Consider the following 22,453-nt stretch of genomic DNA (forward strand, 5'->3'; position numbering starts at 1 on the left):
TGAAACGTAGAGGCTGGTGTTGATTCATACATTATGGCTGACCTCTCCCCCAACCCCTCTCCGACGCGGAGAGGGGAGCAGGATTTCTCCCCCTTCCCTCGTAGGGAAGGGGGATGGGGGGTTAGGTCTGTATACTAGATAGGAAACTGGGATTTTTATGGCAGCACCAACAGTAGGCGATCACACTTTAGTCTTTTAAAATTTAATAGTAAAATTTATACAATATTCTTCATCAATTAACACACACTTACTATTATTTTAAATAATCCTGTTTAGATAAATAAATTTCTATATTCTCTAATATTTCCCTTAAATAACAAATAACTGTTTTTTGAATCTCCAATAATTCGTCCGCAGTAGCATTTCTACCAACTTCCTCAAATGATTTAAAACCATGTGCCAAATCATTTCTATTAGTTTTAACTCTTAATAAATCGCTACCATTTTTAGTTTTTTTAGCATTTGTGTTACATGAAAAACCATACAACTCAGATGTTTGTCGTATTTTTTTTGCGTCAAGATTACCTGAAAATAATTTTTCTTTATCAAAACTGCAAGATATGATATCACATGAAATATTGTTTATACTTTGTAAAAGAGTATCAGTAGAGTTATTCTCTTTGAAGTTCTTAATAATAATTTTTTTAATTTTATCTGTGACATCATCAAAAGAAACATTTTTATTTTGAAATTCATCAAAAATTGTTATAATTGCATTACGCATCGTGGATTCAACAAGATTATAAAGTAACAAAAATCCTGTTGCTTTTAAAGTTTTTTCTAAATTATTGTTGATTGATTTAGTTTTTGTATTTTTAGCATTACCTATGCTTAATTTGATTGAACCTTGCTCTAAATTTTTTAAAAACAAAAAATATCTACTAACTTCTTGAGCGCGTTCATCAAAATCTTGAAATAACGTACTTTTCATTAATTTTCTAGAAGCTGATCACGAACATAATGAATACGATTAGTTACTTTATTTTGCGAACTATATGTATCAGATGCAGTAAGTTTTTTAAATTTTTCACTGTCTAAAAAACCAGTTGATTTTGGTTTTAAATTTGGGTTTTGTCTTAATGCCAAAGCAATACCTACACAAATTGATTCAAATTTAATTCTAGTTGTTGGTTCATAGTGATCTTTTGTTTTTCGATAAATATGTAAAGCGTTAGGAAAATAGTTTTTTATAAATTCCAAGACTGAATAAAATTCATTTTTCATTGACTCAATATGGAGGGAATCAGATTTATTTTCTTGTTCTAGATAGTTATTTAAGAATTTATGCACTTTTCTATCAGAATCAGAATAATTTTGATAATTATTTAAAAATGCAAAAAAACGTAAAACATATTCTTGTGGATCTCTTTTATTGATTTCAGTTTCAGTAAAAGAGCATAAATCGAGAAATTTTTGATATTTTGATAATTCCTCAATTAGATCGAGAAACTTACCTGGTTTACCCCCTCTGCGTTTCTCCATTTCATTTAATTCCACACTACCACTATTGATTCTCTCAAAAAGATCCCTTCTGATTTCTTCATCTGCTTCTTTTGTCAATATAATCATTCTAATAGTAGTTCTCTTAAAACGTCTTTGGCGAGGTAGCGGTAAATCGGCAAAAGTAAAACCATTTAAAGTTTTTAATTTCTCCAGATTTTGTAATTTAAGTTCATTGTTGATAAACCTAGTTAAAGTACGAATACGTTGTGTACCATCTATAATTTCTAGACGTGCTAAATCGTCTGAGCCGGATATATCAGCAACAAAGATATAAGGTATTGGTAAACCTAAAATCAAAGATTCAATAAATTTGGACTGTCTATCTTCATCCCAAGACATTTCTCTTTGATAGTCTGGAATAAACAACTCATTTTCATCTTCATCTCTTCCTTCTAGATATTTTTGAATAATTACTTCTATTGGGTATTCTAAAGTATTGTAATCAACTCGTTTTGTTTTGTCACGAATTTCTATTTCAGCATTGTCTTTGCGTTCATCTGTAATTTCTAATTGAGTTACCATAATTTAAAAATTTGTTTTTGTGAGCATTACATATCAGAGTTATTTATATTAGACTAATCTGACATAAAATAAGACAATAACATTTCTTTTACATCAGCTAAAGATACAGAAACACTATCTTTTTCTTCTTCTTTAGCTTCTCGTAAATCTCTTAAATCTTCTAAATTCTCTAGCAATTCCTGAATCTGTAAAAATTCTTCATAAGGCAAAACAGCAAATTGCTTTTGACCATCTTTTGTTAAAAATTCAGGATGTAATTCAATCATCTTTTAAGCTCCTATTATTCATAAGCTTTACTGCGATGCTTAACCCTATATATCATAATAGTCTGTTCTTCTAATTCAAACAAAACTCGATAATCACCTACTCTCAGACGGTATTCTGGTGTAAAGTTTGTTAAGTGTTTTATGTCTCCCTGTAAATCATCTTGCATCGCTTCAATTTTGTTGATAATACGTTCTCTAATATTTTCAGGGAATTGCTCTAAATCTTTAATGGCTTTGGGTTTAAATTCTATTTGGTACTGCACATACTTGACTCTTTTAAAATAAACTAGGGTGAGCCATTAAGACTCACCCTCATCAAACTATACCAACAAAGCCTGTTGTTCTTTAGTCATCACGCGCCCTTCATCCTCAAAACCAGTAATTTGATCAAAGTTCAAATACCGATACAAATTGTCAGCGAAAGGATGAATCTTATTCGCCACAATATCAAGATATTCCTGCACTGTGGGAATACGCCCTAACAAGGCACAAACTGCTGCTAATTCTGCTGAACCTAGATAGACTCTGGCATCTTTACCCATGCGGTTATTAAAGTTGCGGGTAGAGGTAGAAAATACAGTTGTGCCATCAGCAACTCGCGCCTGATTTCCCATACATAAACTGCACCCTGGCATTTCTGTTCTTGCGCCAGCTGCACCAAAAACGCTGTATACACCTTCTTCTTTTAATTGGTGTTCATCCATGCGGGTTGGTGGTGCTATCCACAGGCGAGTTTTGACTTCACCTGCACCTTCTAAAACTTTTGCAGTTGCCCGATAATGACCAATGTTTGTCATACAAGAACCAACAAATACTTCTTGTACTGGATCGTTAGCAACTTCCGATAATAATTTAACATTATCGGGGTCGTTAGGAGCAGCAACAATTGGTTCTTTGATTTCGTTCAAATCAATTTCAATTATTTCTGCATACTCCGCATCTGCGTCGGCTTCTAGTAACACGGGGTTGGCTAACCATTCTTCCATTTTGGCGACGCGGCGCATGATGGTACGCTCATCGTGATAGCCTCTGGCTACCATGTTCTTTAACAACGCAATGTTAGAACGCAGATATTCCGAAACTGTCTCGACACTCAACTTAATTGTACAACCTGCACAAGAACGTTCGGCGGAAGCATCTGTGAGTTCAAAGGCTTGTTCTACTTTTAAGTCTGGCAAGCCTTCCATTTCTAAAATTTTGCCAGAGAAGATGTTTTTCTTGTTCTGCTTCTCTACTGTCAGCAAGCCTTTTTGCATGGCAATGTAGGGAATGGCGTTGACGATATCCCGCAAGGTGATACCGGGTTGCAATTCACCTTTGAATCGTACCAATACTGATTCTGGCATATCTAAAGGCATGACACCCAACGCACCCGCAAAGGCAACTAACCCAGAACCTGCGGGGAAGGAAATACCTAAGGGGAAACGGGTATGAGAGTCGCCGCCTGTGCCTACGGTGTCGGGTAACAACATCCGGTTTAGCCAAGAGTGGATGATACCATCGCCAGGACGCAATGCAACACCGCCACGTTGGGCGAAGAAGTCGGGGAGGTCGTGGTGAGTTTTGATGTCTACAGGTTTGGGATAGGCGGCGGTATGGCAGAAACTCTGCATTACTAAGTCTGCACTGAAACCTAAACAAGCAAGTTCTTTTAACTCGTCACGAGTCATGGGGCCTGTAGTATCTTGAGAACCAACGGTAGTCATGATGGGTTCGCAAGATGTACCGGGACGGACACCGGGTAAACCGCAAGCTTTCCCTACCATTTTTTGGGCAAGGGTGTAACCTTTACCTGTGTCGGCTGGTTGTTGGGGACGGATAAATAAGGTGCTTGGTTCTAAACCTAGTGCTTGGCGGGTTTTGTCGGTGAGGGTACGCCCAATTAATAAGGGGATGCGTCCACCAGCGCGAACTTCATCAAAAATAGTGTCGGGTTTGAGGGTGAAGGTGGATACTACTTCGCCTGCTTCGTTGGTGATGGTGCCTTTGTAGGGATAGATGGTAATTACCATGCCTGTTTCTAGCTTAGTAACATCGCATTGAATTGGCAAAGCACCTGCATCTTCGGCTGTATTAAAGAAGATAGGCGCGATCGCACCACCTAAAATGTATCCCCCAGCACGTTTATTCGGCACAAAGGGTATATCTTGTCCCATGTGCCACAACACTGAGTTAATTGCAGACTTCCGCGAGGAACCTGTACCGACGACATCGCCAACATAAGCCACCGGATGTCCTTTCTTTTTCAACTCGGCAATAGTTTCTAAGCTTCCCGGTTGACGAGTTTCTAACATCACTAAGGCGTGTAAGGGAATATCCGGGCGAGTGGTAGCACTTTGTGCAGGGGATAAGTCGTCGGTGTTGGTTTCGCCAGGGACTTTAAATACTGTGACAGTAATAAATTCTGGTAATTTAGGACGCGCAGTAAACCATTCAGCCTCCGCCCAAGAGTTGACTACCTGCTTGGCATAGGGATTAGTCTTAGCTAATTCTAAAACATCATGGAAAGCATCATACACCAACAATATTTTGCTGAGGGCTGCGGCGGCGTGGGCGGCTATTGGTTCTTTACCTTCGCCTCCCATAACTAGAGGTGTTTCGGAAGAGTCTGATGTTGATGTGGTAGCAAATTGCAGCAACTGGATTAAAGATTGTACATTGTAGCCGCCTACCATTGTTCCCAACAATTGCACCGCTTCAATGGACGAAATTATCGGGCTTTTCACTTCTTTTTTGGCAATGGCGGTGAGAAACCCAGCTTTAACGTAAGCTGCTGGGTCAACTCCAGGGGGTACGCGATCGCGCAATAAATGTAATAATGTTTGTTCTTCACCCTTGGGCGGATTCTTCAGTAATTCACATAATTCTGAGGTTTGCTTCGCATCCAACGGTAAGGGGGGAATTCCTAATGCTGCCCTTTCGGCGACGTGTTGACGGTATTGTTCTAGCATTTCTGTATTCTCCGTTGGGATGTTCTTCCCTTAATTATGAAATATTTTTTGGCAAGGCTTGGCTATAAAAGTTTACCCTATTTTATAGCTGAAAGCCTTACTGGTAATTACTTTTCTGGCTTTTTGCCTTACACTTAAAGTAGAGTTTTAAGTGTCAATTTCAACTGAAGATATATTATACTGCGATCGCTATTATTCAGGGATTAATTGTTTTCCCTATAAGATAAAAAACAGGTTATAAATTTATCTACTGATGACTTATTCTGAGTGTTGGTTTAACCAAGCTTCTAAATCTGCAACACTAGAAAAGTCTAACAAGGCTTCTCCTAGATTTTCTAACTGTTCAATTGATAAGCCTCTAATTTGCTCAATTAATGAAGCATCAATTTCACCAAAACGACGATTTAGTAAACGCAGTATTAAATTTTGTTCTCCTTCTTGCTTTCCTTCTTCTTTGGCTTGTTCTCTATTTCTTTGATAAATTGGTTCCAAACGCATAATTAACTCCCGATCATCTGCTTCTAGTTTTTGATTTAATCTTAAATTGTCGCGCAAGTTATAAACTAATTCTAGGGTGGCTTTTTGGTATGGATAATCTAATGGTAACGCTTGCAACTCGATAATCGCTTGTGACTGCACGCTTCCTCTACCTAAAAGCCTTAACCATAAGGTTTCCGGTGTTGGGGGTAGTTGATGTATTGCCACAATTGCTGTCCGCAACGCATCTGGTAAAAAATGCACTCCTGATAACCAATCTGCCTTTTGTATGGTTCCAAAGCTAGATAATCTAGTTTCAGATATGGTTGGTGTCAGCACCCACAATTTGGGAATTTCTGAGTCTTGAAGTTTGGTTTTATTGGCTTTAGCTTCTCGTCGCAGGGAAGCTTTGACTTCTAATAATTTTAGAATACAATCGCAGATTTCATCTGTAGAGGCTGGATTGCGGAAGGGTTCTATTATTGCAGGATTTTGGGCTAATCTTCCTAGCAAACCTAGTATTTGTAAATTAGAGTTTTGCTGTTTGGCAGGAGTGAATAAAACATCTATTTCTTTAACTTCTCCTGAAACTTGTTCTGATGCTTTGATTTCGCCGTAATCTTTTAATAGTTTTTCCCTGCGGGACGCTACGCGAACAAGGTAGTCTTTGGCGAATTTATCATGTATAAACCGGGTCATGCAATTTTAAGATTGCGGAAGTTCTGTATTAATTCTCAGATTATATAGCAACACTGAACTATTTGTGACGGTAAAGATCCCCGACTTATTAAAGAAGTCGGGGATCTAGAAACTCGCGCAACTATTGTTATTAAGCAGTCATTGTATTTTGATCTGATGTTTTCTCTTGATTAGATTTTAAGCGTGTTAATCTACCTTTACGGACGCGATCGCTATCTCGAATACCACCTGCAAGTTCATATTCATCGCTATTTTTTCCGTACTTAAAACCAACACCCACAACCATTTTGTCAGAAACTTGACTTAATGTTCTTTCCATTGCATCTAGCTTAATTTTAGAAGAGTCAATCATAGCTATTGCAGCATTATAATCATCAAGCATTTTTTGAAACTGCTCGATTAATTGCGTCAAGTTTTGCAAGTTGCAATTATCATCAAAACTGATATTAGGGTCAATAGCTTTTAGTCCCGCAACTCTAAATTCAGCTTTTTTCAGAATTTGGGAACTACGTTTTTTTCGAGGCATGGTTTTACAGGTTTAAAAGCTTTACAAAGCTATTCTGGCTCAATTACTCTGTTTTATAGTTCAGCAAAAAACGCATTTCTTATAGCACAAGTTTTTCTTAATGTGCGTGATTTCTCTGAATTTAATTACTGAGCGCATTTTTACTTCATAATCAACAGCGATCGCAGAGTTTGAAAAAACCATTATCGCATCTTCAATTTCTAGAATACAGTACAATATTTTGTATAATTCACCGCAATTGTTTAGGTCAGCTTGATGAGTCTGTCACTTGAAAAAATTTTAAGCGAGATTGAGCAATTGACTCCAGAAGAGCAATTGACAGTGATAGGGCATTTAGTAGAGCGTGTAAAAAAACACATCACTCAAGCGCAAGCAAAACGCAAGTGGAGCGACTTGAAAGGTATGGCTTCCTATCCGCTTTTTGGTGAAGATGCTCAAGATTGGGTTTCGCGGAATCGACGGGAAGGTGATGAGCTTCGACAAGTGATATAGTCAACAGCGATCGCTTTAATCTTAAGGCTTAATATTGTAATCTTGACCCTTAATGTTCTAGCTTTAAGCCTTAATGTTGTAACCTTGACCCTTAATGTTATAACCTTAAGCCTTAATGTTGTAACTTTGACCCTTAATGTTCTAGCTTTAAGCCTTAATGTTGTAATCTTGACCCTTAATGTTCTAACTTTAAGTCTTAATGTTGTAACTTTAAGAGTTAAAGTTATAAGGTTGATGACCAAAGTTTGTTGGTCTTATTTAGATAAACAACTAAGAACACCAAGATTATTAGCTGCTCAGTTGTTCAGTGCAGAGACATCAATTGGCGCAAATATTGAAGAATCTCAGTCTGCTGAAAGTGATAGAGACTTTATCAGCAAGCAATCAATAGCACTCAAAGAAGCAAAAGGAACGAAATACTGGTTGAAGCTTTTGATAAAGTCAGAAATAATGACTGAGGCAAAAGTAAAAAGCCTTGTAAATGAGTGCGAACAGTTAATTAAAATTATTGCCAAGTCAATAGTGACAACTAAAGCAAAGCTAGAAAAGTAAACTTTTGACTTTTGACTTCCCCATCGGGATTGCCAGGTATCGGTAATTTGAAATGTTGATTGTACCGTGGATGTGGGGTTAGTAATAAATCTTTAGAAACTTCGGAAAGCTTTATACGTTAGACTTCACAAGTCTTGATGCGAGAGAAGAGAAACCCCAAAAGATACCGAAAACCACCCCCACTATTCCAAAACCAAAATTGCACAATTAACGGGAGGTGTCCTCTTGAGAAAGAAGTGTCAAAAGTTACATCTTCTAACGTTGTCACTCTCCATCCAACACGATCGCCAAACTTCTCCCAGGCTTCTTTGTCATATTTGCCGTCAGCTTTACCGCCAACGCTCAAGTAAATTTCCTTCTGGACACTGAAGCCAAATTGTCCATTGCTGTATTTTACCCATAAGCGGTCTATTGTGCGTAAGTCAGTGCAAGGAAAATTTAAGAGTTCGTCTATGGTGAAGTAGTCGCTATCTTTTTTACCTACTGCCTGAATCATCACCCGATAGGTTTCTGTATCGGCTTCCTTCCAGTTTTCTGCTTTTAGTAAGTCGTTCAGTCTGGTATAGTCAATGCCTTTCTCTGATTCAAGTGTATTGGGTTCGCCCTGCTGCTCCCTTGGAGAAATGCTGTTAGTAGGCTTTGTTTCTGGTGTTGCAGTCTGAGATGCTTCAGTCTTTCTAGATTCATTATTTGTTGTTTGAGGCTGATCTCGTCCTTGACTCCAAATCCCTCCACCCACGACTGACGTTACTAAGCCTAGACTTCCCCAACCCACCCATTTCAAAAATTGTCTTCTGTCTGAAGGTTTTTGAGGCGATTGAGATAAACTGATGGGTTGTGTTTTTGGCTTTTGTCCAGTAATACCCCAAATCAACTGTTCCATTGGATCGGGATTTTGTAGCCGAAAATCAACCCAATGAAAGCCTTTTAAGAATCTCGGAACTGTATTTATAAGTTTATCAGGGCATCCAGGAAGAATAACTAAGCCTATGCGAAGCTTAGGATTCTTCGCAAACTCAACAAGAAACTCTTTCATTTCGATATCTGCCCACGGCCCTACACCCGAAGAACCGATAAATACAGCTACAGCTTTGACTTGAGGAATAATTTCTTCAAGTTGGTCTTGCCAACGTCGAAATGGCTCAAAGTCGTACTTATCTAACCAAGCATTTATTCCTTCTTTTAAAAGATGCTCTCTAATTTTTTCTACCTCTGCTTTTTCTTTGCTGTTGTGGCAGAGGAAAACATCTTTGACCATCTATCACTCCTCTACGCCTGCAATAGTCGCCAACGCATGAGCATACTCTTCTAAACCCACCCGCAAAGCCTCTAACTCACGTCGCGCCGTTGCTTCCTCAGACCAACTCTGCTCATGTTCTTTAGGACTCACCCCCACAGGTCGCCTTGCTTCCCATGCTTGCAATAACGGATGCCATTTCGACAAAAACGGCCTTAACCCATTATTCAACACTGCGATCGCAATTCCCCCCACAGAATCACGCGAAGCACCCACCTCCGGCCCGGCAGCTTTGAGAATTTCGCGGGTTGTGCCGAATAAACTATAAAGAGAGTTCATCGCTTCTCGTACTAAACCCTGGTTTAATGCTAATGGTTGCACAGCAATGCGCGTTACTAACTCTACATACAGCGACCAAGCCGCTTTCTTTTCTGTGGTGTTAACTTTCCACGACATCGAACCAATGCCAAAAGGCAGACTTAGAGAGACAGTTTCTAAAGAAACGCGATCGCGCATAATTATAATTAAGCAAATTTAAGTAATTTCTTTGTGATTATTATAGTAATTAACGAAACTCTTCTTCTAAAGCATTTTCAGGATGTGCTGGTATGCACACCGAAATTGATCAATCAAGGGTGCGATCGTATCACATCCAAATAAGACTGTGGTACATTTACACCAAATACTGCCAAAAATTTCATCAGCATGACAGCTACAACAAACTCTCGTTATGTCACTCGACAACCGGAAATTTTATCAGGTGAACCAATTATTCAAGGAACTAGAACACCTGTGAGAGCGATTGTTGAAAATTGGCGTTTAGGTATTAGACCAGAGGAAATACCGTTACATTTACCTCATTTAACTTTAGCTCAAGTCTTTGATGCTTTGAGTTTTTACTTAGATAATCAAGCAGAAATCAATGAATATATCGAACGTAATTATGTCCCTGATGAATTAGTTCATCCTGCTATTAAAGCTAGATTAAATCAACAATAACAATTTTCGCTCAAGTTTATTATGGAAGTTCAACCAAAGGAGATCAGGAATTATTTAAGAACTGATGGCACAGATATTTTTTCTGAGTGGTTTGACTCTCTGCGAGATAGAAAAACAAAAGCTAAAATTAGAGCAAGGCTTGACAGAGTAGAAGCAGGTAATTTAGGTGATTGCAAATCAGTTGGTGATGGAGTTTTTGAACTTAGAATAGACTATGCTTCTGGCTATCGCATATACTTTGCTCAAGAAGATTCAATAATTATTATTCTTTTATGTGGTGGCGATAAAAGCACTCAAGATAAAGATATTGCTAAAGCCAAAGAATATTGGCAAGACTATAGGAGTAGAGATGATGCCTAAAAGTACAAGCTATCACGAAAAACTGATACAGGACTTAAAAGACCCCCTAGAAGCAGCAGCTTATATCGAAGTTGTTTTAGAAGAAGGCGACCCAAAAATGTTAAATAAGGCACTCAAAAATGTTATAGAAGCGCAGGGAGGAATTAATCAATTTTCTGAACCAGTCCAGCAACTTTCCCATCAACTTGAGCAAATTCTTTTAGAGAAAGGGGAAATTGAATTTTATAATCTAAATTCTTTGTTGGATGTTTTAGGATTACAGTTAGCAGTAACAGTAAAGTCATAATTTGGGAATTGCCAACTGTTCCAATCAGACCCCTAGCCCCCATCAAGCCATGTCAGTCGCCCAAGATTTACAACCAATAGAAAATATAATATTTCCACCAGGAGATATTGAAAGTGACCAACCAATAGAAAATATAATATTTCCACCAGGAGATATCGAAAGTCACGAACCACCATTGGAAAGCGATTTACATCTACGCCAGATTATTCTGTTATTACAATGTTTAGAATTGTGGTGGCAAAACCGCAATGACTTTTATGCTGCGGGGAATCTGACAATTTACTACAGCCAACGTCAACTCAAATCAGAAGAATTTCGCGGCCCTGATTTTTTTGTAGTGCTAGGATGCGAAAAGAAACCGCGCAAAAGTTGGGTAATCTGGCAAGAAGACGGTAAGTATCCTAATATCATTGTCGAATTACTTTCACCTTCCACAAAAGCCACAGATAAAGGCTTAAAAAAACAAATTTACCAAGATATATTCCGTACACTAGAATATTTTTGGTTTGACCCGGATAATTTAGAATTTGTCGGGTTTCATTTAGTAGATGGAAATTACCAACCCATAGAACCAAATTCCCAAGGTTGGTTATGGAGTCAGCAGTTAGATTTATATTTGGGTGTGCAGAACAATCAATTACGCTATTTTACGGCACAAGGGGAATTAGTCCCAACACCAGAAGAATTAGCAGCACAAGAAAAACAGCGTGCGGATGAAGAAACACAACGTGCAGACCAAGAAAAGCAACGTGCGGAACGTCTAGCCGCCAAGTTGCGCGAATTAAATATTGACCCTGATTTTCTCTAAAATTATTGATTATCTTCAGCGATCGCACCTTAATCGCTCAATTAAAATACAATTTTAAAAAACAGGATTTTTTTATCTCATGCAGAGGCGCAGAGACGCAAAGAGTTATAGAAAATTTGGCAAAGTCAAAAATCAAAAGTTTATTGAATATCGGCAATATTGTTCAATAATTCAGATATAATAATGAGTTTGTCTATTGCGCTCATTTTTTAGTATATGTCCAATACTTACACTGTAGAACTCCATCACCAAGGTAAAATTCTGACTCTGCAAGTTCCTGAAGATGAAACTATTTTATCAGTAGCTGAAAATGCTGGTTTCGAGTTGCCTGCTTCTTGTCATGCAGGGGTGTGTACAACTTGCGCCGCCCAAATTATCGAAGGAACTGTAGACCAAACCGAGGGTATGGGTGTTAGTCCAGAATTGCAAAAACAAGGTTACGCATTACTTTGCGTCTCCTATCCCCGTTCTGACTTAAAAATTGAAACTGAAAAAGAAGACATCGTTTATCAGTTGCAATTTGGGAAAGACCAATGAAGTCTGAAGTCTGAAAGATAGAGTTTTATACTTCATTCGGCTATTCTAGAACAAATTAATTAACAGGATGGACGGCAATGACTACCCATTTTATTACCGCAGAAATTGACATCCAAGAAACTCCTACTGAGTTGCAAAAAGCAATTGAGGCAGAGTTGAAAAAACAAGGTGAACCTTTGCGTTGGGCTATTACATCTGTGGATGAAGAACAGCAAAAAGCCACTGTTGAAGCAGTTGTGACTAAAAGTGCTGAGTCCTAAGTTCTGAGAAGTAGGGTGTGTTGTCGCATAGCACAACGCACCATCTTGATGACTAGGGCGGTGCGTGAGCCTACGGCATACACACCCTAATTTAGCCTGGCCACGCTACTACATTTTATGTTGACCTACTTAGAAATTGGAGACTTGTAGTTTACGCATCAATCCGAAATAATTTTGAACTTGTACTCACTCAGCATTTGCAATGCAACGTCCTTACACTGCTATTTTGATTGTACCTACTGGCGTTGGGGCGGCGATTGGAGGTTATGCAGGAGATGCTATACCTGTTGCCCGAACATTAGCACAAGTTTGCGATCGCCTGATCACTCATCCCAATGTCCTCAATGGTGCAAGTTTATATTGGAACATCCTCAATGCTTTTTATGTAGAAGGTTACGGGCTTGATAAATTTGCCTGTGGAGATTGGGGTTTACGACCAGTTCGTAATAATAAAATAGGTTTGCTTTTAGACCAAGGTATTGAACCAGAGTTAAGGCTGCGACACTTACAAGCCGCCGATGCAGCCAGGGCAACTCTCGGATTAACTATTACAGATTATGTAATTACTGATGCCCCGTTAAATGTAGAATTACGCACTTCAGCATCAGGGGCAAGTTGGGGAACCATCGGCAACCCAGATAGTTTACTCAGGGCAGCAGAGATACTCATCAAGAAAACAGGGGCAGAAGCGATCGCAGTTGTCGCCCGTTTCCCCGATGATATGGATGAAGATGCAGTCCAAAATTACCGTCAAGGTAAAGGCGTAGACCCTTTAGCAGGTGCAGAAGCGGTAATTAGTCATTTACTAGTCAGAAACTTTCAAATTCCTTGCGCCCATTCACCAGCACTGGCTAGTGCGCCTCCCTATCCCGATTTATCTCCTCGTTCCGCCGCCGAAGAATTAGGCTATACTTTTTTACCAAGTGTACTTGTAGGCTTAAGTCGCGCCCCACAATTTATTGTCGAGAAACAATTATTTACATCTCGTCAAGCAGATATTTGGGCAGATCAAATAGATGCGGCGATCTTACCTGCAAACGCTTGTGGCAGCAGTGCTTTACTAAGTTTAAGTCAAAGCCAATGTCAAATAATTACCGTCGTAGAAAATAAAACTCAAATACAAGTTTCTGCCCCATCTTTAGGAATTAAATCCATACAGGTAAACTCGTATTTAGAAGCAGTAGGTGTATTGGTAGCCTTAAAAGCAGGCATCAATCCGAATGCTTTGGTCATTGGTCAATAGTTATTTGTCCTTCTCTCCTCTGCCCCACTCCCTATTCCCTAACCCTAAATGGTAGAACAACAAAAACAAGATCCAGAAATTCCATACTTATCACGTACCCAAGTGCTAGTGGCAATGGGGGTAACTTCAATTCTGTTATGGACAGTCGCTAAAGTATGGCTGCGCTTCGGTAATGTTTACCTGTTTAAGTGGCAATGGAACCCAATAGATATCCTTTGGGGGCTGGGTGTAGGAGTTATGATCACTGTATTCAGTGGTCTAGCTTATCGCTTGTGGCCTCTTTACCGTAGAAGTGCAGACTATTATTTAGAACTAGTGCTAAGACCCTTGGCTTGGCCTGACTTGATTTGGCTGGGTTTACTACCAGGGTTAAGCGAAGAATTATTGTTTCGAGGTGTGATGCTGCCAGCATTAGGCTTAGATCATGTAGCAGTGATTGTATCTAGCATTTGCTTTGGCGTTTTACACCTCAGTGGTTCACAACAATGGCCTTACGTGGTTTGGGCTACCGTTATTGGCTTAATTTTGGGATATAGCGCGCTATTAAGTGGAAATTTGTTAGTGCCGATTGTGGCTCATATTATGACAAATTGGGTTTCTAGCTATTTCTGGAAAATGCAGCAACGTTAACAGGACTTACACACAAAGATTGTTTGTTGAGGCTGGGTGTAGGGGTGAAAGGGTATTAAACACATACACCCCCAATACGGTTCGGTTAAAGGGGAAAGGCGAAGGGGGAAAGGGAAAGAAAAAACTTTTAACCCTTACCCTTTAACCTTTTCCCCAAACCAATTCTTAGTTCAAAATGCTTATCCGAACCGTATTACATACACCCCTATACCCATACATCCTTAATTTTTCGTTTTTATCAAGAAAGTATAAGTTTGGTTTGCAATTTATGAGCAGCGATCGCGATCGCCTGTGGTAAGATTCGATGTTCTTGAACTTGAATTCTGGCATGGAGTGTTTCTGGTGTATCGTCTAGTAACACTGGCACAGCTGCCTGTATTAATATCGGGCCGCTATCCACTTCTAAACAAACTAAATGCACTGTACAGCCAGTAATTGTTACCTTAGCTTGCAAAGCTTGTTCAACAGCATGAAGACCTTTAAAACTAGGTAACAAACTCGGATGAATATTAATAATTCTGTTAGGAAAAGCATCAATTAACACGGATGTTACCAGCCGCATCCATCCTGCTAAAATCACCAAATCTACATCATACTGGCGCAAAGTCTCGACTATTTTTTCATCTAAGGCTTGGCGATTTTTGTATTCACGATGATTTAATAAAACAGTTTCGATACGACGATTTGCTGCCCGTGTTGCTGCTTTCGCATCGGGATTATTGTAAATTAGAACTGGAATTTGGGCATTAAGTTGCCCATTTTCAATAGCTTGGGCAACTGCTTCAAAATTGCTGCCATTCCCAGAAGCCATAATTCCTAGTTTTAAGGGAGTATTGGTAAATAATAGGCGATCGCAAATATTGGGATAAACCAAGCTAAGGGTAGAATCAGGGCCAAGGGTCATAACAGCAACAAGGGAAAATTGATAGATGCCAAAGATATATACTAATAAATCGTGGCTAGATAATGATACATTTGCCGCCTGGACTTTTCTCACACCCGCGTTAATTTTATTAGGTCTTTTTGTAATTTGGCCAATCGCCTATTTGTTTTACCTCAGTTTCACTGCTGGCAGTTTTACATCCACAGGAACTTATTGGGTAGGATTGAAAAATTACTGGCGTTTGTTACTTAACCCTGATTTTTGGCAAGTTATTGGCAACACAATTTATTTTACTCTTGCTACAGTCATCCCCAGCCTAATTATTCCTTTGGGGTTGGCAGTATTATTAAATCGTTCCCTAGCCTTACGCGGCATATTAAGAAGTGCCTATTTTTTACCATCTATAATTTCTCTAGTTGCAGCTGGTTTAGGATTTCGCTGGCTATTTCAAACTACTGGGCCGATAAATGGATTTTTAAATTTATTTGGTATTGCACCCATTCCTTGGCTAGGAGATACATTTTGGGCAATGCCAGTATTAATTATTTTGAGTATTTGGAAACAACTAGGTTTTAATATGGTTGTTTTTTTAGCAGGTTTGCAAGCAATTCCTCTTAGTCGCTACGAAGCCGCCGAATTAGATGGTGCTAATGGTTGGCAACAATTTTGGCATATTACTTTACCAGGATTACGCCCTACTTTAATTTTTGCCACAGTTACCACCGCAATTTTTACATTGCGGAGTTTTGAACAAGTTTATGTCATTACAGGTGGTGGGCCATTAAACTCTACTAACTTATTGGTTTACTACATTTATCAAGAAGCTTTTGGTCAATTTGATTTTGGTTATGCTGCTGCTGCTGCCACAGTTTTGTTAGCTATAGCTTTAGTTTTAGTATATTTGCAGCTTCGTACATGGGGCGAAGAATAAAAAGATCCCCGATTTCTTAAAGAAGTCGGGGATCTGAGTTCTTAAATTGATTTAAGATTTTTGAAAATTATAAAACTTAAACTCTGTAACCTCTTCTCTTCTATATTAATGTTCCCTGACTTAGGTCAGCATTTTTTGTAATCAAAAACACTATTTCAGCCAATTTTACGTAAATTTTAAAATTTTTCTCTAATTATTACTAATTTTTACTTCAGCTAATTATCTGTAGTAGTGTAATCTCAATATACAGTGACTCTCACAATTGAGCTTTGCAATTATTGACACTCTGGGGTGAGTACTATGATAAATTTTGCTGACGCACAGGAATTCATCTTCAGTCAAACCAATGATAAATGTTATCAACAGCAAAATTTCAGTGGACGTGATTTGCGCTTCATTGAACTAAGAGAAGTTAATTTAAGTGGTGCTAACTTTCGGGGCGCAGATTTACGTGGTGCTAATTTATCAGGTTCTATCTTGGCTGGTGCTGACTTCCGTGAAGCAGATTTAAGCCATGCTAATTTGTGTGGTGCTTGCTTTGTGCGATCGCAATGTAGTAAAACTAATTTTTGGGCAGCTTCTTTATGTGGCGTAGATTTCACAGAAGCAGACTTGAGTGCAGCTACATTAATTGAATCATCTTTAATAGAAGCTAAATTAATTAGAGCTAATCTTACACAAGCAAAGCTATGTGGAGCAATATTACTAGAAGCTAATTTAAATGAGGCAAATTTAAATAGTGCAGACTTGAATTGGGCTAATTTAACTAAAGCTAATTTATTTAATGCCAATCTTACCGATACAAAAATAATTTATACCAAGCTAAGAGCTACTATTATGCCAGAAGGTACAATTTATAATCCAGAGATAGTTATTAGTTATTAAATCTTTTTTACTTAACGCAATGCCTTCTCTACGGGTATGAATTCACCAAACTTTACTCATATTTAAAACAAAACCAGGTAACACAGATTCACCACTAACAGTCTCAGGATTTTCTAAAATTTCTTCTGGTTGACCAGGATGATAGATATATACTTGGCGATGCTTGCGGTCAATTAACCAACCTAACTGCACCCCTAGTTCCTGCATATATTCCCCCATTTTATCTTTAAGGGGTTGGAGATTATCGCCTAGCGATCGCAATTCCACTACAAAATCTGGACAAATGGGTGCGAATCTTTGTTTTTGTTCTGCTGATAAAGCATTCCACCGTTCTAATTTCATCCAAGAAGCATCGGGAGAGCGTTTTGCACCTGTGAATAAGGTAAATCCTGTACTGGAGTCAAAGCAAATACCTGTACCATCTTTCTCTGACCAAACCCATAACTGTCCGAATATATTACCTCCTCGATACCCTGTCTCTGAACCAGTAGGGGGCATAATTGAAATTTCTCCAAATTGATTACATTCAATGCGTAAATCACGATTGACTTGACAGAAATCAAAAAATTGTTCGTCTGTCATTTGCATTGAAAGCGGCATTTGGATCACAAAGGAAGATGACAGCATCATAGTTCAACATCTGACTTTATTTTCCATTCTTACGTAAATACAAAAAAACGCAAAGATAAAGCTTTGCGTCCCATGCAAGAAACTACTTAAAAATCCATCTACTCAATGCTGAATACTTGTTTTCACTCAGCACTCATTACTTGTTAGGCTGAGGAGTTAACCGCAGATAGGGTTTGATTTCTTCGTAGCCTTTGGGGAATTTTTCTTTCAAGACTTCTGGATCTTTCAGCGAAGGAACGATAACGCAATCATCACCATCTTTCCAGTCGGCTGGGGTAGCCACACTGTAGTTATCGGTTAGTTGCAGTGAATCAATTACGCGCAAGATTTCGTCAAAGTTGCGTCCGGTGCTGGGGGGATATGTGAAAGAAAGACGCAGTTTTTTATTGGGGTCAATAACGAAGACAGAACGCACTGTGACTGCGGCGTTGGCGTTAGGGTGGATCATGTCATAAAGGTCAGAAACCTTACGATCCGCGTCTGCCAAAATTGGATAGTTGAGTGAGGTGTTTTGCGTTTCTTCGATGTCGCCTACCCAACCGTTATGAGATTCTACATCATCTACGCTGAGTGCGATCGCTTTCACATTGCGCTTGTCAAATTCGGGTTTCAGTTTCGCAACTGTGCCTAGTTCAGTAGTGCAAACAGGTGTAAAGTCAGCTGGGTGAGAAAATAACACTACCCAGCTGTCACCAGCCCATTCGTAAAAATTTATGTCGCCATGTGTAGAGGCTTGCGTAAAGTTGGGTACTGTATCACCAAGATGGAGAGCCATGAGAGATTCCCTGTAGATAAAAAGCCAAATGTAGTCTATTTTGCCATCATCACATAAAACATCGGTTCTCCTATCGGCTTTTTGCTGTTTGTTACAAAATTTTAAGTTCTCAGCGTTGCGATCAGAATCGATGCAGTGTTTTAACTAGATGAGGCTTGATCATTATACAGAGATCATGTGTGTCTTTGAAACTAAACGAAATTAACTAGAAATTAACTTTTTGATTAAAAGTATAAAATCGGGTTTTAGTAAATTATTGCAGAGGTAGCTAAGTCTAGCAGGGGACAGAGTTAAAAGTTCTTTGGTGTCTAAGTTTTATTATTTACCAATTTCTTTAATACCTTGGTTATGGCTATAACTAATCTTTCTGGGGAAAATGCATGATTTTCAAACAGTCTCGGTTCATTACTTACCTTATATTTGTCTCTGCTTGCCTGTTAATAACAGCGTGTAGTAATAACTCGACTTCAGAAGATAATTTTACGGGTTTAAAACTCAACCTGTTAGTGGGCAGCGCCTTGGGTGACTTCTGTAACCAAGCGGCAAAAAACTTTAATGCTACACAACCAAAGCTAGATAATGGTACAGCTTTTCAGGTAACTTGCAAGGCAATGGGTAGTGGCGATGTAGTAACTGAAATAGTTGCTTTAGCAAGTCAATTGCAAAAGGGAACAGTAAAAGCTGATGCACCAGATTTTCCTACGATTATTTCTCTAGATGGAGATATATATCACAGTCAGTTAATTTACCGGATGAACCAACTTTTTCCAGGGAAAAGCTACATTCCAGAAATTACAGAGTCACAACTCATCGCTAACACCCCAATGGTGTTTATGGCACAAGCAGATATAGCTAGTGGCTTACGAAAAGTAGCTGATCCTTACAAAGCTTTAGTATCTGCCAACACTCACCGCGATATCGATTCATCCGCACCACCATTGACAGTTCACTATGTACATTCTGCCCCAACTCGTTCTAATTCTGGCTTGCAAACATTGGTAGCACAATATAGCAGCATATCCGGTAAGCGTCCTGAAGAATTATCTGTGGGGGATGTGGCAAAATTTCAACCCCAAATTCAGCAAATCCAAAGCAAGATTACGCGTTATGGCGTTTCTACTAATTCTCTTGCCCAAGCAATGGTAAAAAATGGCCCATTTTGGGCTTCTGTTGGTTCAGTATACGAATCGAGTGTCATTACTGCCAATTCAGGATTAAAACAGGGACAGCAGCGTTATGAGGCAGTATATCCCAAGGCGACCTTTACATCTAATATGCGGGCAATTATACCAAATGCACCTTGGGTAAGCACAGATGAGAAGGCGGCGGCGGAGAAATTTATTGTATATTGGCGATCGCCTGAGGTGCAGAAAATTGCGACTGATTTAGGTTTACGCCCAGGAACGCCAGGGGTAGCATTGGGTGCTAAGTTTACACCAGAATTTGGCGTTGATGCCCAAGCCAAATATGATTCCTTGCGTCCACCTGAACCAGAAGTTGTAGACGCGATGCTGAAATCTTGGCAGGAAAATGCAAAAAAGCCGTCGTTGGTGGTAGTGGTAGTAGATTCTTCGGGGTCGATGTCAGGTGATAAATTACCTGCTGTACAGAATACTCTACAAACTTACGTTAAGAACTTGGGGCCAAAAGAGCAAATTGCTTTGATTGATTTTGACTCAGAAATTCGTCCGCCTGTACTAGTAGATGGAACACCCCAAGGACGCGATCGCGGTTGGCAATTTATCAATAGCCTTCAAGCTGATGGCGGCACAAAATTATATGATGCTGCCCTAGAAGCACGTAATTGGCTACAAAAAAACCTTCGTAAAGATGCAATTAACGCTGTGTTGATATTAACAGATGGAGAAGATTCTGGTTCAACAATTAAGTTAAATGAATTAGAGCAAGAGTTAAAAAAAAGTGGTTTTTCAACTGATCAAAGAATTGCATTTTTTACTGTTGGATATGGTAAAGAAGGGGAATTTAGCCCTGATGTCTTAAAACAAATTGCCGAGTTGAATGGAGGATATTATTCTCAAGGCAATCCAGAGACGATTTCGCAGTTAATGTCAAATTTACAGGTAGAGTTTTAAACCACATCTGAACTTGAGGTAATTGATGAAATTAGTAAATCCGCTTTTTTATCCATTTGCAGTATTGGCTGGAGGAATTTCTCTATTTTTAGGTGTGCGTGTACTGCAATTTCCTAATCAGATAATGCTACCTGTAGCGGCTGGTATTAGTTTAGGCGGTGCTATTTTTCTTAAATCCCGTGAACCCAAATATATTGAATTAGCTAATCCCGAATTAGAACGAGAAATTAATGCAGTCAAGCTTGCTGCTGTCGCATTAGTCAATCAATCAGAAAATTTGCGTTTGGAAGCCAAAAGATTACTAACTGATACATTTCAAATAGAACTTTTAGCAGCATTAGAAATAAATAGCGATCGCATTGCTACATTACCAAATAAAATTGACACCCTAGCTTGGAATCTATCTGGCAATATCTCTATACTTTCAGTAAGTTCTTTAAAGCAGCAGTTAGTTGAAGTCCAACAGAAAATCAGTTCAAGTTCTGGTGTAGCACAGCAGCATCTCAGGCAACTTGCAGACAGTCTCAAACGCAATATCAAGTTAGCCCAAGATGGAGAAGATACGCGTTTAGGCAGAGTTATTAATATTTCGACTTTAATTCAAGACTGTACGGGATTATTGCAACAACTACAAACCAAATTGCGTACCTCTGACTTAAGCGAATCTCAACAAATTCATGAGATGCAATTACTCAGCGATGAACTGACTAGTTTATTAGAAAATCTCGATTTATTAGTTCGCAAGTAATCAAAATTATGCCACCAAGATTACAAACTACCCCTAAAGCAAAACTACAGTCGAAATCGTCAAAAGTTATTAATTCAGTTGCTATAATCATCGCCACCTTAGGTTTAACTTATATTCCTATCCCTGGGTTACAAAAAACTGTAATTATTGTTAGCGGTACAGAATTACAAGAACCTCTGCAAGAACTCGAAAAAAGGTTTGAGCAAGCAAATCCAGATATTAAATTAGAATTAAAATTTCAAGGTTCTCAAGAAATAGTTAATAATTATATTGACCAAAAGAATACTTTTAGTCCGACAATCTTAATTCCTGCTAATGGAGAAATTTTAACAGAACTCAGCGATCGCCTCCACACCACCAATCAAACCGAACCCTTTTACGATTCTCCTCAACCACTAGCAAAAACTCTACTAGTAGGTATAGCTTGGCCAGAACGCGGTAAAGCCCTGTTCCCCAATGGACGTTTTCAATGGTCAAAACTTGAACAAGCAATGCAAGCAGGTAATTGGGGAAAAGTTGGCGGTTCAAGTAATTGGGGTAGTTTTGATTTTGTCACCACAGATCCCACTCGGTCTAATAGTGGTCAATTGACTTTACACTTGTGGACACAATCAAAATTAGGCGGAACTATCAACGCCGATAGTTTCAATAATTCATCTATACAAACGCTATTTAGTTTAATTAAAAAGTCAGTCTATCAACCACCTCGTTCTACAGATATTCTTCTGCAAGAATTTATTGTCAGAGGCCCTAACGATGCTGATGTTGCGACTGTATATGAAAGCATAGCCCTATATCGTTGGCAACAATCAGCCGCCAGTAAAGGGAAGCCTTATCATATCTATTATTTAGACCCGTCAATTGAAACTACCGCCACAGCAGCAATTGTCCGACGAGATGTAGATGAGGGTACAGCAAAAGCCGCAAAGCAGTTTTTAGACTTTATTACCCAACCAGAACAACAAGCAATATTTGTACAATACGGTTTTCGCCCGGTGAATAATAATGTTGATTTAAAGACTGTACCGAATAGTCCGTGGAGTCAAAATATTCCTGGCGCGGAAATTCAACCGAGTGTGAAAATCCTTCCACCACCTGATGATATTAAAACCATCACAGAAATTCAACGCCAATGGGAACGGGCGAATTAGGGAATTGTT

General features: G+C 38.9%; 27 protein-coding genes. 15 read left to right on the forward strand and 12 right to left on the reverse strand.

Annotation, left to right across the window (positions count from 1 at the left end; genetic code table 11):
• Positions 1 to 253: 253 nt before the first annotated feature.
• The 7 genes from H6G76_RS18335 to H6G76_RS18365 all read right to left on the reverse strand — a co-directional run bounded on the left by H6G76_RS18335 (position 254) and on the right by H6G76_RS18365 (position 6,944).
• Positions 254 to 931 (reverse strand): MAE_28990/MAE_18760 family HEPN-like nuclease, encoded by a 678-nt coding sequence (locus H6G76_RS18335; protein WP_190703558.1) that lies wholly within the window; start codon positions 929 to 931, stop codon positions 254 to 256.
• A complete protein-coding gene (locus tag H6G76_RS18340) occupies positions 931 to 2,025 on the reverse strand; it encodes a DUF262 domain-containing protein (protein WP_190703561.1) in 1,095 nt (364 codons plus the stop codon). Before H6G76_RS18340 ends, H6G76_RS18335 begins: the two co-directional genes overlap by 1 nt.
• 53 nt (positions 2,026 to 2,078) lie before the next feature.
• Positions 2,079 to 2,291 (reverse strand): type II toxin-antitoxin system Phd/YefM family antitoxin, encoded by a 213-nt coding sequence (locus tag H6G76_RS18345; protein ID WP_190703563.1) that lies wholly within the window; start codon positions 2,289 to 2,291, stop codon positions 2,079 to 2,081.
• Positions 2,292 to 2,305: 14 nt separating this feature from the next.
• Positions 2,306 to 2,554, reverse strand: coding sequence for a type II toxin-antitoxin system RelE/ParE family toxin (locus tag H6G76_RS18350; RefSeq protein WP_190703565.1), 249 nt, complete (start codon positions 2,552 to 2,554; stop codon positions 2,306 to 2,308).
• Between the two features lie 57 nt (positions 2,555 to 2,611).
• Positions 2,612 to 5,242 carry a bifunctional aconitate hydratase 2/2-methylisocitrate dehydratase gene (gene acnB, locus H6G76_RS18355; protein ID WP_190703567.1) on the reverse strand — a complete coding sequence of 877 codons (2,631 nt, stop codon included), beginning with the start codon at positions 5,240 to 5,242 and terminating at the stop codon, positions 2,612 to 2,614.
• A gap of 258 nt (positions 5,243 to 5,500) precedes the next feature.
• On the reverse strand, positions 5,501 to 6,418 hold the full coding sequence (locus tag H6G76_RS18360; RefSeq protein ID WP_190703569.1) for a DUF4351 domain-containing protein: 918 nt from the start codon (positions 6,416 to 6,418) through the stop codon (positions 5,501 to 5,503).
• A gap of 130 nt (positions 6,419 to 6,548) precedes the next feature.
• Entirely contained in the window at positions 6,549 to 6,944 is a 396-nt protein-coding gene (locus H6G76_RS18365; protein WP_190703572.1) for a hypothetical protein, read from the reverse strand.
• A 255-nt stretch (positions 6,945 to 7,199) separates the two neighbouring features.
• Here H6G76_RS18365 and H6G76_RS18370 point away from each other — a divergent pair, with 255 nt between their 5' ends.
• Both H6G76_RS18370 and H6G76_RS37140 read left to right on the forward strand, forming a co-directional pair.
• Positions 7,200 to 7,436, forward strand: a complete 237-nt coding sequence (locus H6G76_RS18370; protein ID WP_190703575.1) for a hypothetical protein — start codon at positions 7,200 to 7,202, stop codon at positions 7,434 to 7,436.
• Positions 7,437 to 7,478: 42 nt separating this feature from the next.
• A complete protein-coding gene (locus H6G76_RS37140) occupies positions 7,479 to 7,988 on the forward strand; it encodes a four helix bundle protein (protein WP_242056451.1) in 510 nt (169 codons plus the stop codon).
• Between the two features lie 118 nt (positions 7,989 to 8,106).
• On the opposite strand, the gene H6G76_RS18380 is transcribed toward H6G76_RS37140, so the two are convergent.
• Both H6G76_RS18380 and H6G76_RS18385 read right to left on the reverse strand, forming a co-directional pair.
• Positions 8,107 to 9,246 carry a GUN4 domain-containing protein gene (locus tag H6G76_RS18380; RefSeq protein WP_242056452.1) on the reverse strand — a complete coding sequence of 380 codons (1,140 nt, stop codon included), beginning with the start codon at positions 9,244 to 9,246 and terminating at the stop codon, positions 8,107 to 8,109.
• A 3-nt stretch (positions 9,247 to 9,249) separates the two neighbouring features.
• Positions 9,250 to 9,741 (reverse strand): hypothetical protein, encoded by a 492-nt coding sequence (locus H6G76_RS18385; RefSeq protein WP_190703577.1) that lies wholly within the window; start codon positions 9,739 to 9,741, stop codon positions 9,250 to 9,252.
• Positions 9,742 to 9,930: 189 nt separating this feature from the next.
• Between H6G76_RS18385 and H6G76_RS18390 the strand changes: the two genes are divergently transcribed.
• The 8 genes from H6G76_RS18390 to H6G76_RS18425 all read left to right on the forward strand — a co-directional run bounded on the left by H6G76_RS18390 (position 9,931) and on the right by H6G76_RS18425 (position 14,348).
• Positions 9,931 to 10,224, forward strand: coding sequence for a DUF433 domain-containing protein (locus H6G76_RS18390; protein WP_190703580.1), 294 nt, complete (start codon positions 9,931 to 9,933; stop codon positions 10,222 to 10,224).
• Positions 10,225 to 10,245: 21 nt separating this feature from the next.
• Positions 10,246 to 10,584 carry a type II toxin-antitoxin system RelE/ParE family toxin gene (locus tag H6G76_RS18395; protein WP_199337431.1) on the forward strand — a complete coding sequence of 113 codons (339 nt, stop codon included), beginning with the start codon at positions 10,246 to 10,248 and terminating at the stop codon, positions 10,582 to 10,584.
• Positions 10,577 to 10,870 (forward strand): DNA-binding protein, encoded by a 294-nt coding sequence (locus tag H6G76_RS18400; RefSeq protein WP_190703685.1) that lies wholly within the window; start codon positions 10,577 to 10,579, stop codon positions 10,868 to 10,870. Before H6G76_RS18395 ends, H6G76_RS18400 begins: the two co-directional genes overlap by 8 nt.
• A 49-nt stretch (positions 10,871 to 10,919) precedes the next feature.
• Positions 10,920 to 11,678 (forward strand): Uma2 family endonuclease, encoded by a 759-nt coding sequence (locus H6G76_RS18405; protein WP_190703582.1) that lies wholly within the window; start codon positions 10,920 to 10,922, stop codon positions 11,676 to 11,678.
• A gap of 216 nt (positions 11,679 to 11,894) precedes the next feature.
• Positions 11,895 to 12,215 carry a 2Fe-2S iron-sulfur cluster-binding protein gene (locus H6G76_RS18410; protein WP_190703584.1) on the forward strand — a complete coding sequence of 107 codons (321 nt, stop codon included), beginning with the start codon at positions 11,895 to 11,897 and terminating at the stop codon, positions 12,213 to 12,215.
• A gap of 77 nt (positions 12,216 to 12,292) precedes the next feature.
• On the forward strand, positions 12,293 to 12,475 hold the full coding sequence (locus H6G76_RS18415; RefSeq protein ID WP_190703586.1) for a hypothetical protein: 183 nt from the start codon (positions 12,293 to 12,295) through the stop codon (positions 12,473 to 12,475).
• A 202-nt stretch (positions 12,476 to 12,677) separates the two neighbouring features.
• Positions 12,678 to 13,718, forward strand: a complete 1,041-nt coding sequence (locus H6G76_RS18420) for a DUF3326 domain-containing protein (protein WP_190703588.1) — start codon at positions 12,678 to 12,680, stop codon at positions 13,716 to 13,718.
• A 48-nt stretch (positions 13,719 to 13,766) separates the two neighbouring features.
• Entirely contained in the window at positions 13,767 to 14,348 is a 582-nt protein-coding gene (locus tag H6G76_RS18425; protein WP_190703591.1) for a CPBP family intramembrane glutamic endopeptidase, read from the forward strand.
• Between the two features lie 238 nt (positions 14,349 to 14,586).
• Here the strand turns inward: H6G76_RS18425 and purN are convergent, their stop codons facing one another.
• The gene (gene purN / locus H6G76_RS18430) at positions 14,587 to 15,252 is read right to left on the reverse strand and encodes a phosphoribosylglycinamide formyltransferase (RefSeq protein WP_190703593.1); all 666 of its coding nucleotides are present in this window, start codon (positions 15,250 to 15,252) and stop codon (positions 14,587 to 14,589) included.
• A gap of 25 nt (positions 15,253 to 15,277) precedes the next feature.
• Here purN and H6G76_RS18435 point away from each other — a divergent pair, with 25 nt between their 5' ends.
• Both H6G76_RS18435 and H6G76_RS18440 read left to right on the forward strand, forming a co-directional pair.
• A complete protein-coding gene (locus tag H6G76_RS18435) occupies positions 15,278 to 16,162 on the forward strand; it encodes a carbohydrate ABC transporter permease (protein WP_190703595.1) in 885 nt (294 codons plus the stop codon).
• A gap of 300 nt (positions 16,163 to 16,462) precedes the next feature.
• Positions 16,463 to 17,047, forward strand: a complete 585-nt coding sequence (locus H6G76_RS18440) for a pentapeptide repeat-containing protein (protein WP_190703598.1) — start codon at positions 16,463 to 16,465, stop codon at positions 17,045 to 17,047.
• 42 nt (positions 17,048 to 17,089) lie between these two features.
• On the opposite strand, the gene H6G76_RS18445 is transcribed toward H6G76_RS18440, so the two are convergent.
• Together H6G76_RS18445 and H6G76_RS18450 are read right to left on the reverse strand one after the other, a co-directional pair.
• Positions 17,090 to 17,674, reverse strand: coding sequence for a Uma2 family endonuclease (locus H6G76_RS18445; protein WP_190703687.1), 585 nt, complete (start codon positions 17,672 to 17,674; stop codon positions 17,090 to 17,092).
• Positions 17,675 to 17,813: 139 nt separating this feature from the next.
• On the reverse strand, positions 17,814 to 18,452 hold the full coding sequence (locus H6G76_RS18450) for a peroxiredoxin (protein WP_190703601.1): 639 nt from the start codon (positions 18,450 to 18,452) through the stop codon (positions 17,814 to 17,816).
• 380 nt (positions 18,453 to 18,832) lie between these two features.
• On the opposite strand from H6G76_RS18450, the gene H6G76_RS18455 reads away from it, so the two are divergent.
• From H6G76_RS18455 to H6G76_RS18465, 3 genes are read left to right on the forward strand one after another with little or no spacing between them, the layout of a single operon-like run.
• Entirely contained in the window at positions 18,833 to 20,545 is a 1,713-nt protein-coding gene (locus tag H6G76_RS18455; RefSeq protein ID WP_190703603.1) for a VWA domain-containing protein, read from the forward strand.
• Between the two features lie 25 nt (positions 20,546 to 20,570).
• Complete coding sequence (locus tag H6G76_RS18460; RefSeq protein WP_190703606.1) at positions 20,571 to 21,293, forward strand: hypothetical protein; 723 nt, start codon at positions 20,571 to 20,573, stop codon at positions 21,291 to 21,293.
• 8 nt (positions 21,294 to 21,301) lie between these two features.
• Complete coding sequence (locus tag H6G76_RS18465) at positions 21,302 to 22,444, forward strand: substrate-binding domain-containing protein (protein ID WP_190703608.1); 1,143 nt, start codon at positions 21,302 to 21,304, stop codon at positions 22,442 to 22,444.
• Positions 22,445 to 22,453 lie beyond the last annotated feature (9 nt).

Origin of the sequence: Nostoc sp. FACHB-152 (assembly GCF_014697475.1) — a bacterium.
In the GTDB taxonomy this organism is placed as follows: Bacteria; Cyanobacteriota; Cyanobacteriia; order Cyanobacteriales; family Nostocaceae; genus Nostoc_B.

Bases quoted from the DNA above. Each gene is read 5' to 3' on its own strand.
- H6G76_RS18335 (WP_190703558.1), bottom strand. From the start codon at position 931: ATGAAAAGTACGTTATTTCAAGATTTTGATGAACGCGCTCAAGAAGTT.
- H6G76_RS18340 (WP_190703561.1), bottom strand. From the start codon at position 2,025: ATGGTAACTCAATTAGAAATTACAGATGAACGCAAAGACAATGCTGAA.
- H6G76_RS18345 (WP_190703563.1), bottom strand. From the start codon at position 2,291: ATGATTGAATTACATCCTGAATTTTTAACAAAAGATGGTCAAAAGCAA.
- acnB (WP_190703567.1), bottom strand. From the start codon at position 5,242: ATGCTAGAACAATACCGTCAACACGTCGCCGAAAGGGCAGCATTAGGA.
- H6G76_RS18360 (WP_190703569.1), bottom strand. From the start codon at position 6,418: ATGACCCGGTTTATACATGATAAATTCGCCAAAGACTACCTTGTTCGC.
- H6G76_RS18365 (WP_190703572.1), bottom strand. From the start codon at position 6,944: ATGCCTCGAAAAAAACGTAGTTCCCAAATTCTGAAAAAAGCTGAATTT.
- H6G76_RS18370 (WP_190703575.1), top strand. From the start codon at position 7,200: ATGAGTCTGTCACTTGAAAAAATTTTAAGCGAGATTGAGCAATTGACT.
- H6G76_RS18380 (WP_242056452.1), bottom strand. From the start codon at position 9,246: ATGGTCAAAGATGTTTTCCTCTGCCACAACAGCAAAGAAAAAGCAGAG.
- H6G76_RS18385 (WP_190703577.1), bottom strand. From the start codon at position 9,741: ATGCGCGATCGCGTTTCTTTAGAAACTGTCTCTCTAAGTCTGCCTTTT.
- H6G76_RS18390 (WP_190703580.1), top strand. From the start codon at position 9,931: ATGACAGCTACAACAAACTCTCGTTATGTCACTCGACAACCGGAAATT.
- H6G76_RS18395 (WP_199337431.1), top strand. From the start codon at position 10,246: ATGGAAGTTCAACCAAAGGAGATCAGGAATTATTTAAGAACTGATGGC.
- H6G76_RS18400 (WP_190703685.1), top strand. From the start codon at position 10,577: ATGCCTAAAAGTACAAGCTATCACGAAAAACTGATACAGGACTTAAAA.
- H6G76_RS18405 (WP_190703582.1), top strand. From the start codon at position 10,920: ATGTCAGTCGCCCAAGATTTACAACCAATAGAAAATATAATATTTCCA.
- H6G76_RS18410 (WP_190703584.1), top strand. From the start codon at position 11,895: ATGTCCAATACTTACACTGTAGAACTCCATCACCAAGGTAAAATTCTG.
- H6G76_RS18415 (WP_190703586.1), top strand. From the start codon at position 12,293: ATGACTACCCATTTTATTACCGCAGAAATTGACATCCAAGAAACTCCT.
- H6G76_RS18420 (WP_190703588.1), top strand. From the start codon at position 12,678: ATGCAACGTCCTTACACTGCTATTTTGATTGTACCTACTGGCGTTGGG.
- H6G76_RS18425 (WP_190703591.1), top strand. From the start codon at position 13,767: ATGGTAGAACAACAAAAACAAGATCCAGAAATTCCATACTTATCACGT.
- purN (WP_190703593.1), bottom strand. From the start codon at position 15,252: ATGACCCTTGGCCCTGATTCTACCCTTAGCTTGGTTTATCCCAATATT.
- H6G76_RS18435 (WP_190703595.1), top strand. From the start codon at position 15,278: ATGCCAAAGATATATACTAATAAATCGTGGCTAGATAATGATACATTT.
- H6G76_RS18440 (WP_190703598.1), top strand. From the start codon at position 16,463: ATGATAAATTTTGCTGACGCACAGGAATTCATCTTCAGTCAAACCAAT.
- H6G76_RS18445 (WP_190703687.1), bottom strand. From the start codon at position 17,674: ATGCTGTCATCTTCCTTTGTGATCCAAATGCCGCTTTCAATGCAAATG.
- H6G76_RS18450 (WP_190703601.1), bottom strand. From the start codon at position 18,452: ATGGCTCTCCATCTTGGTGATACAGTACCCAACTTTACGCAAGCCTCT.
- H6G76_RS18455 (WP_190703603.1), top strand. From the start codon at position 18,833: ATGATTTTCAAACAGTCTCGGTTCATTACTTACCTTATATTTGTCTCT.
- H6G76_RS18460 (WP_190703606.1), top strand. From the start codon at position 20,571: ATGAAATTAGTAAATCCGCTTTTTTATCCATTTGCAGTATTGGCTGGA.
- H6G76_RS18465 (WP_190703608.1), top strand. From the start codon at position 21,302: ATGCCACCAAGATTACAAACTACCCCTAAAGCAAAACTACAGTCGAAA.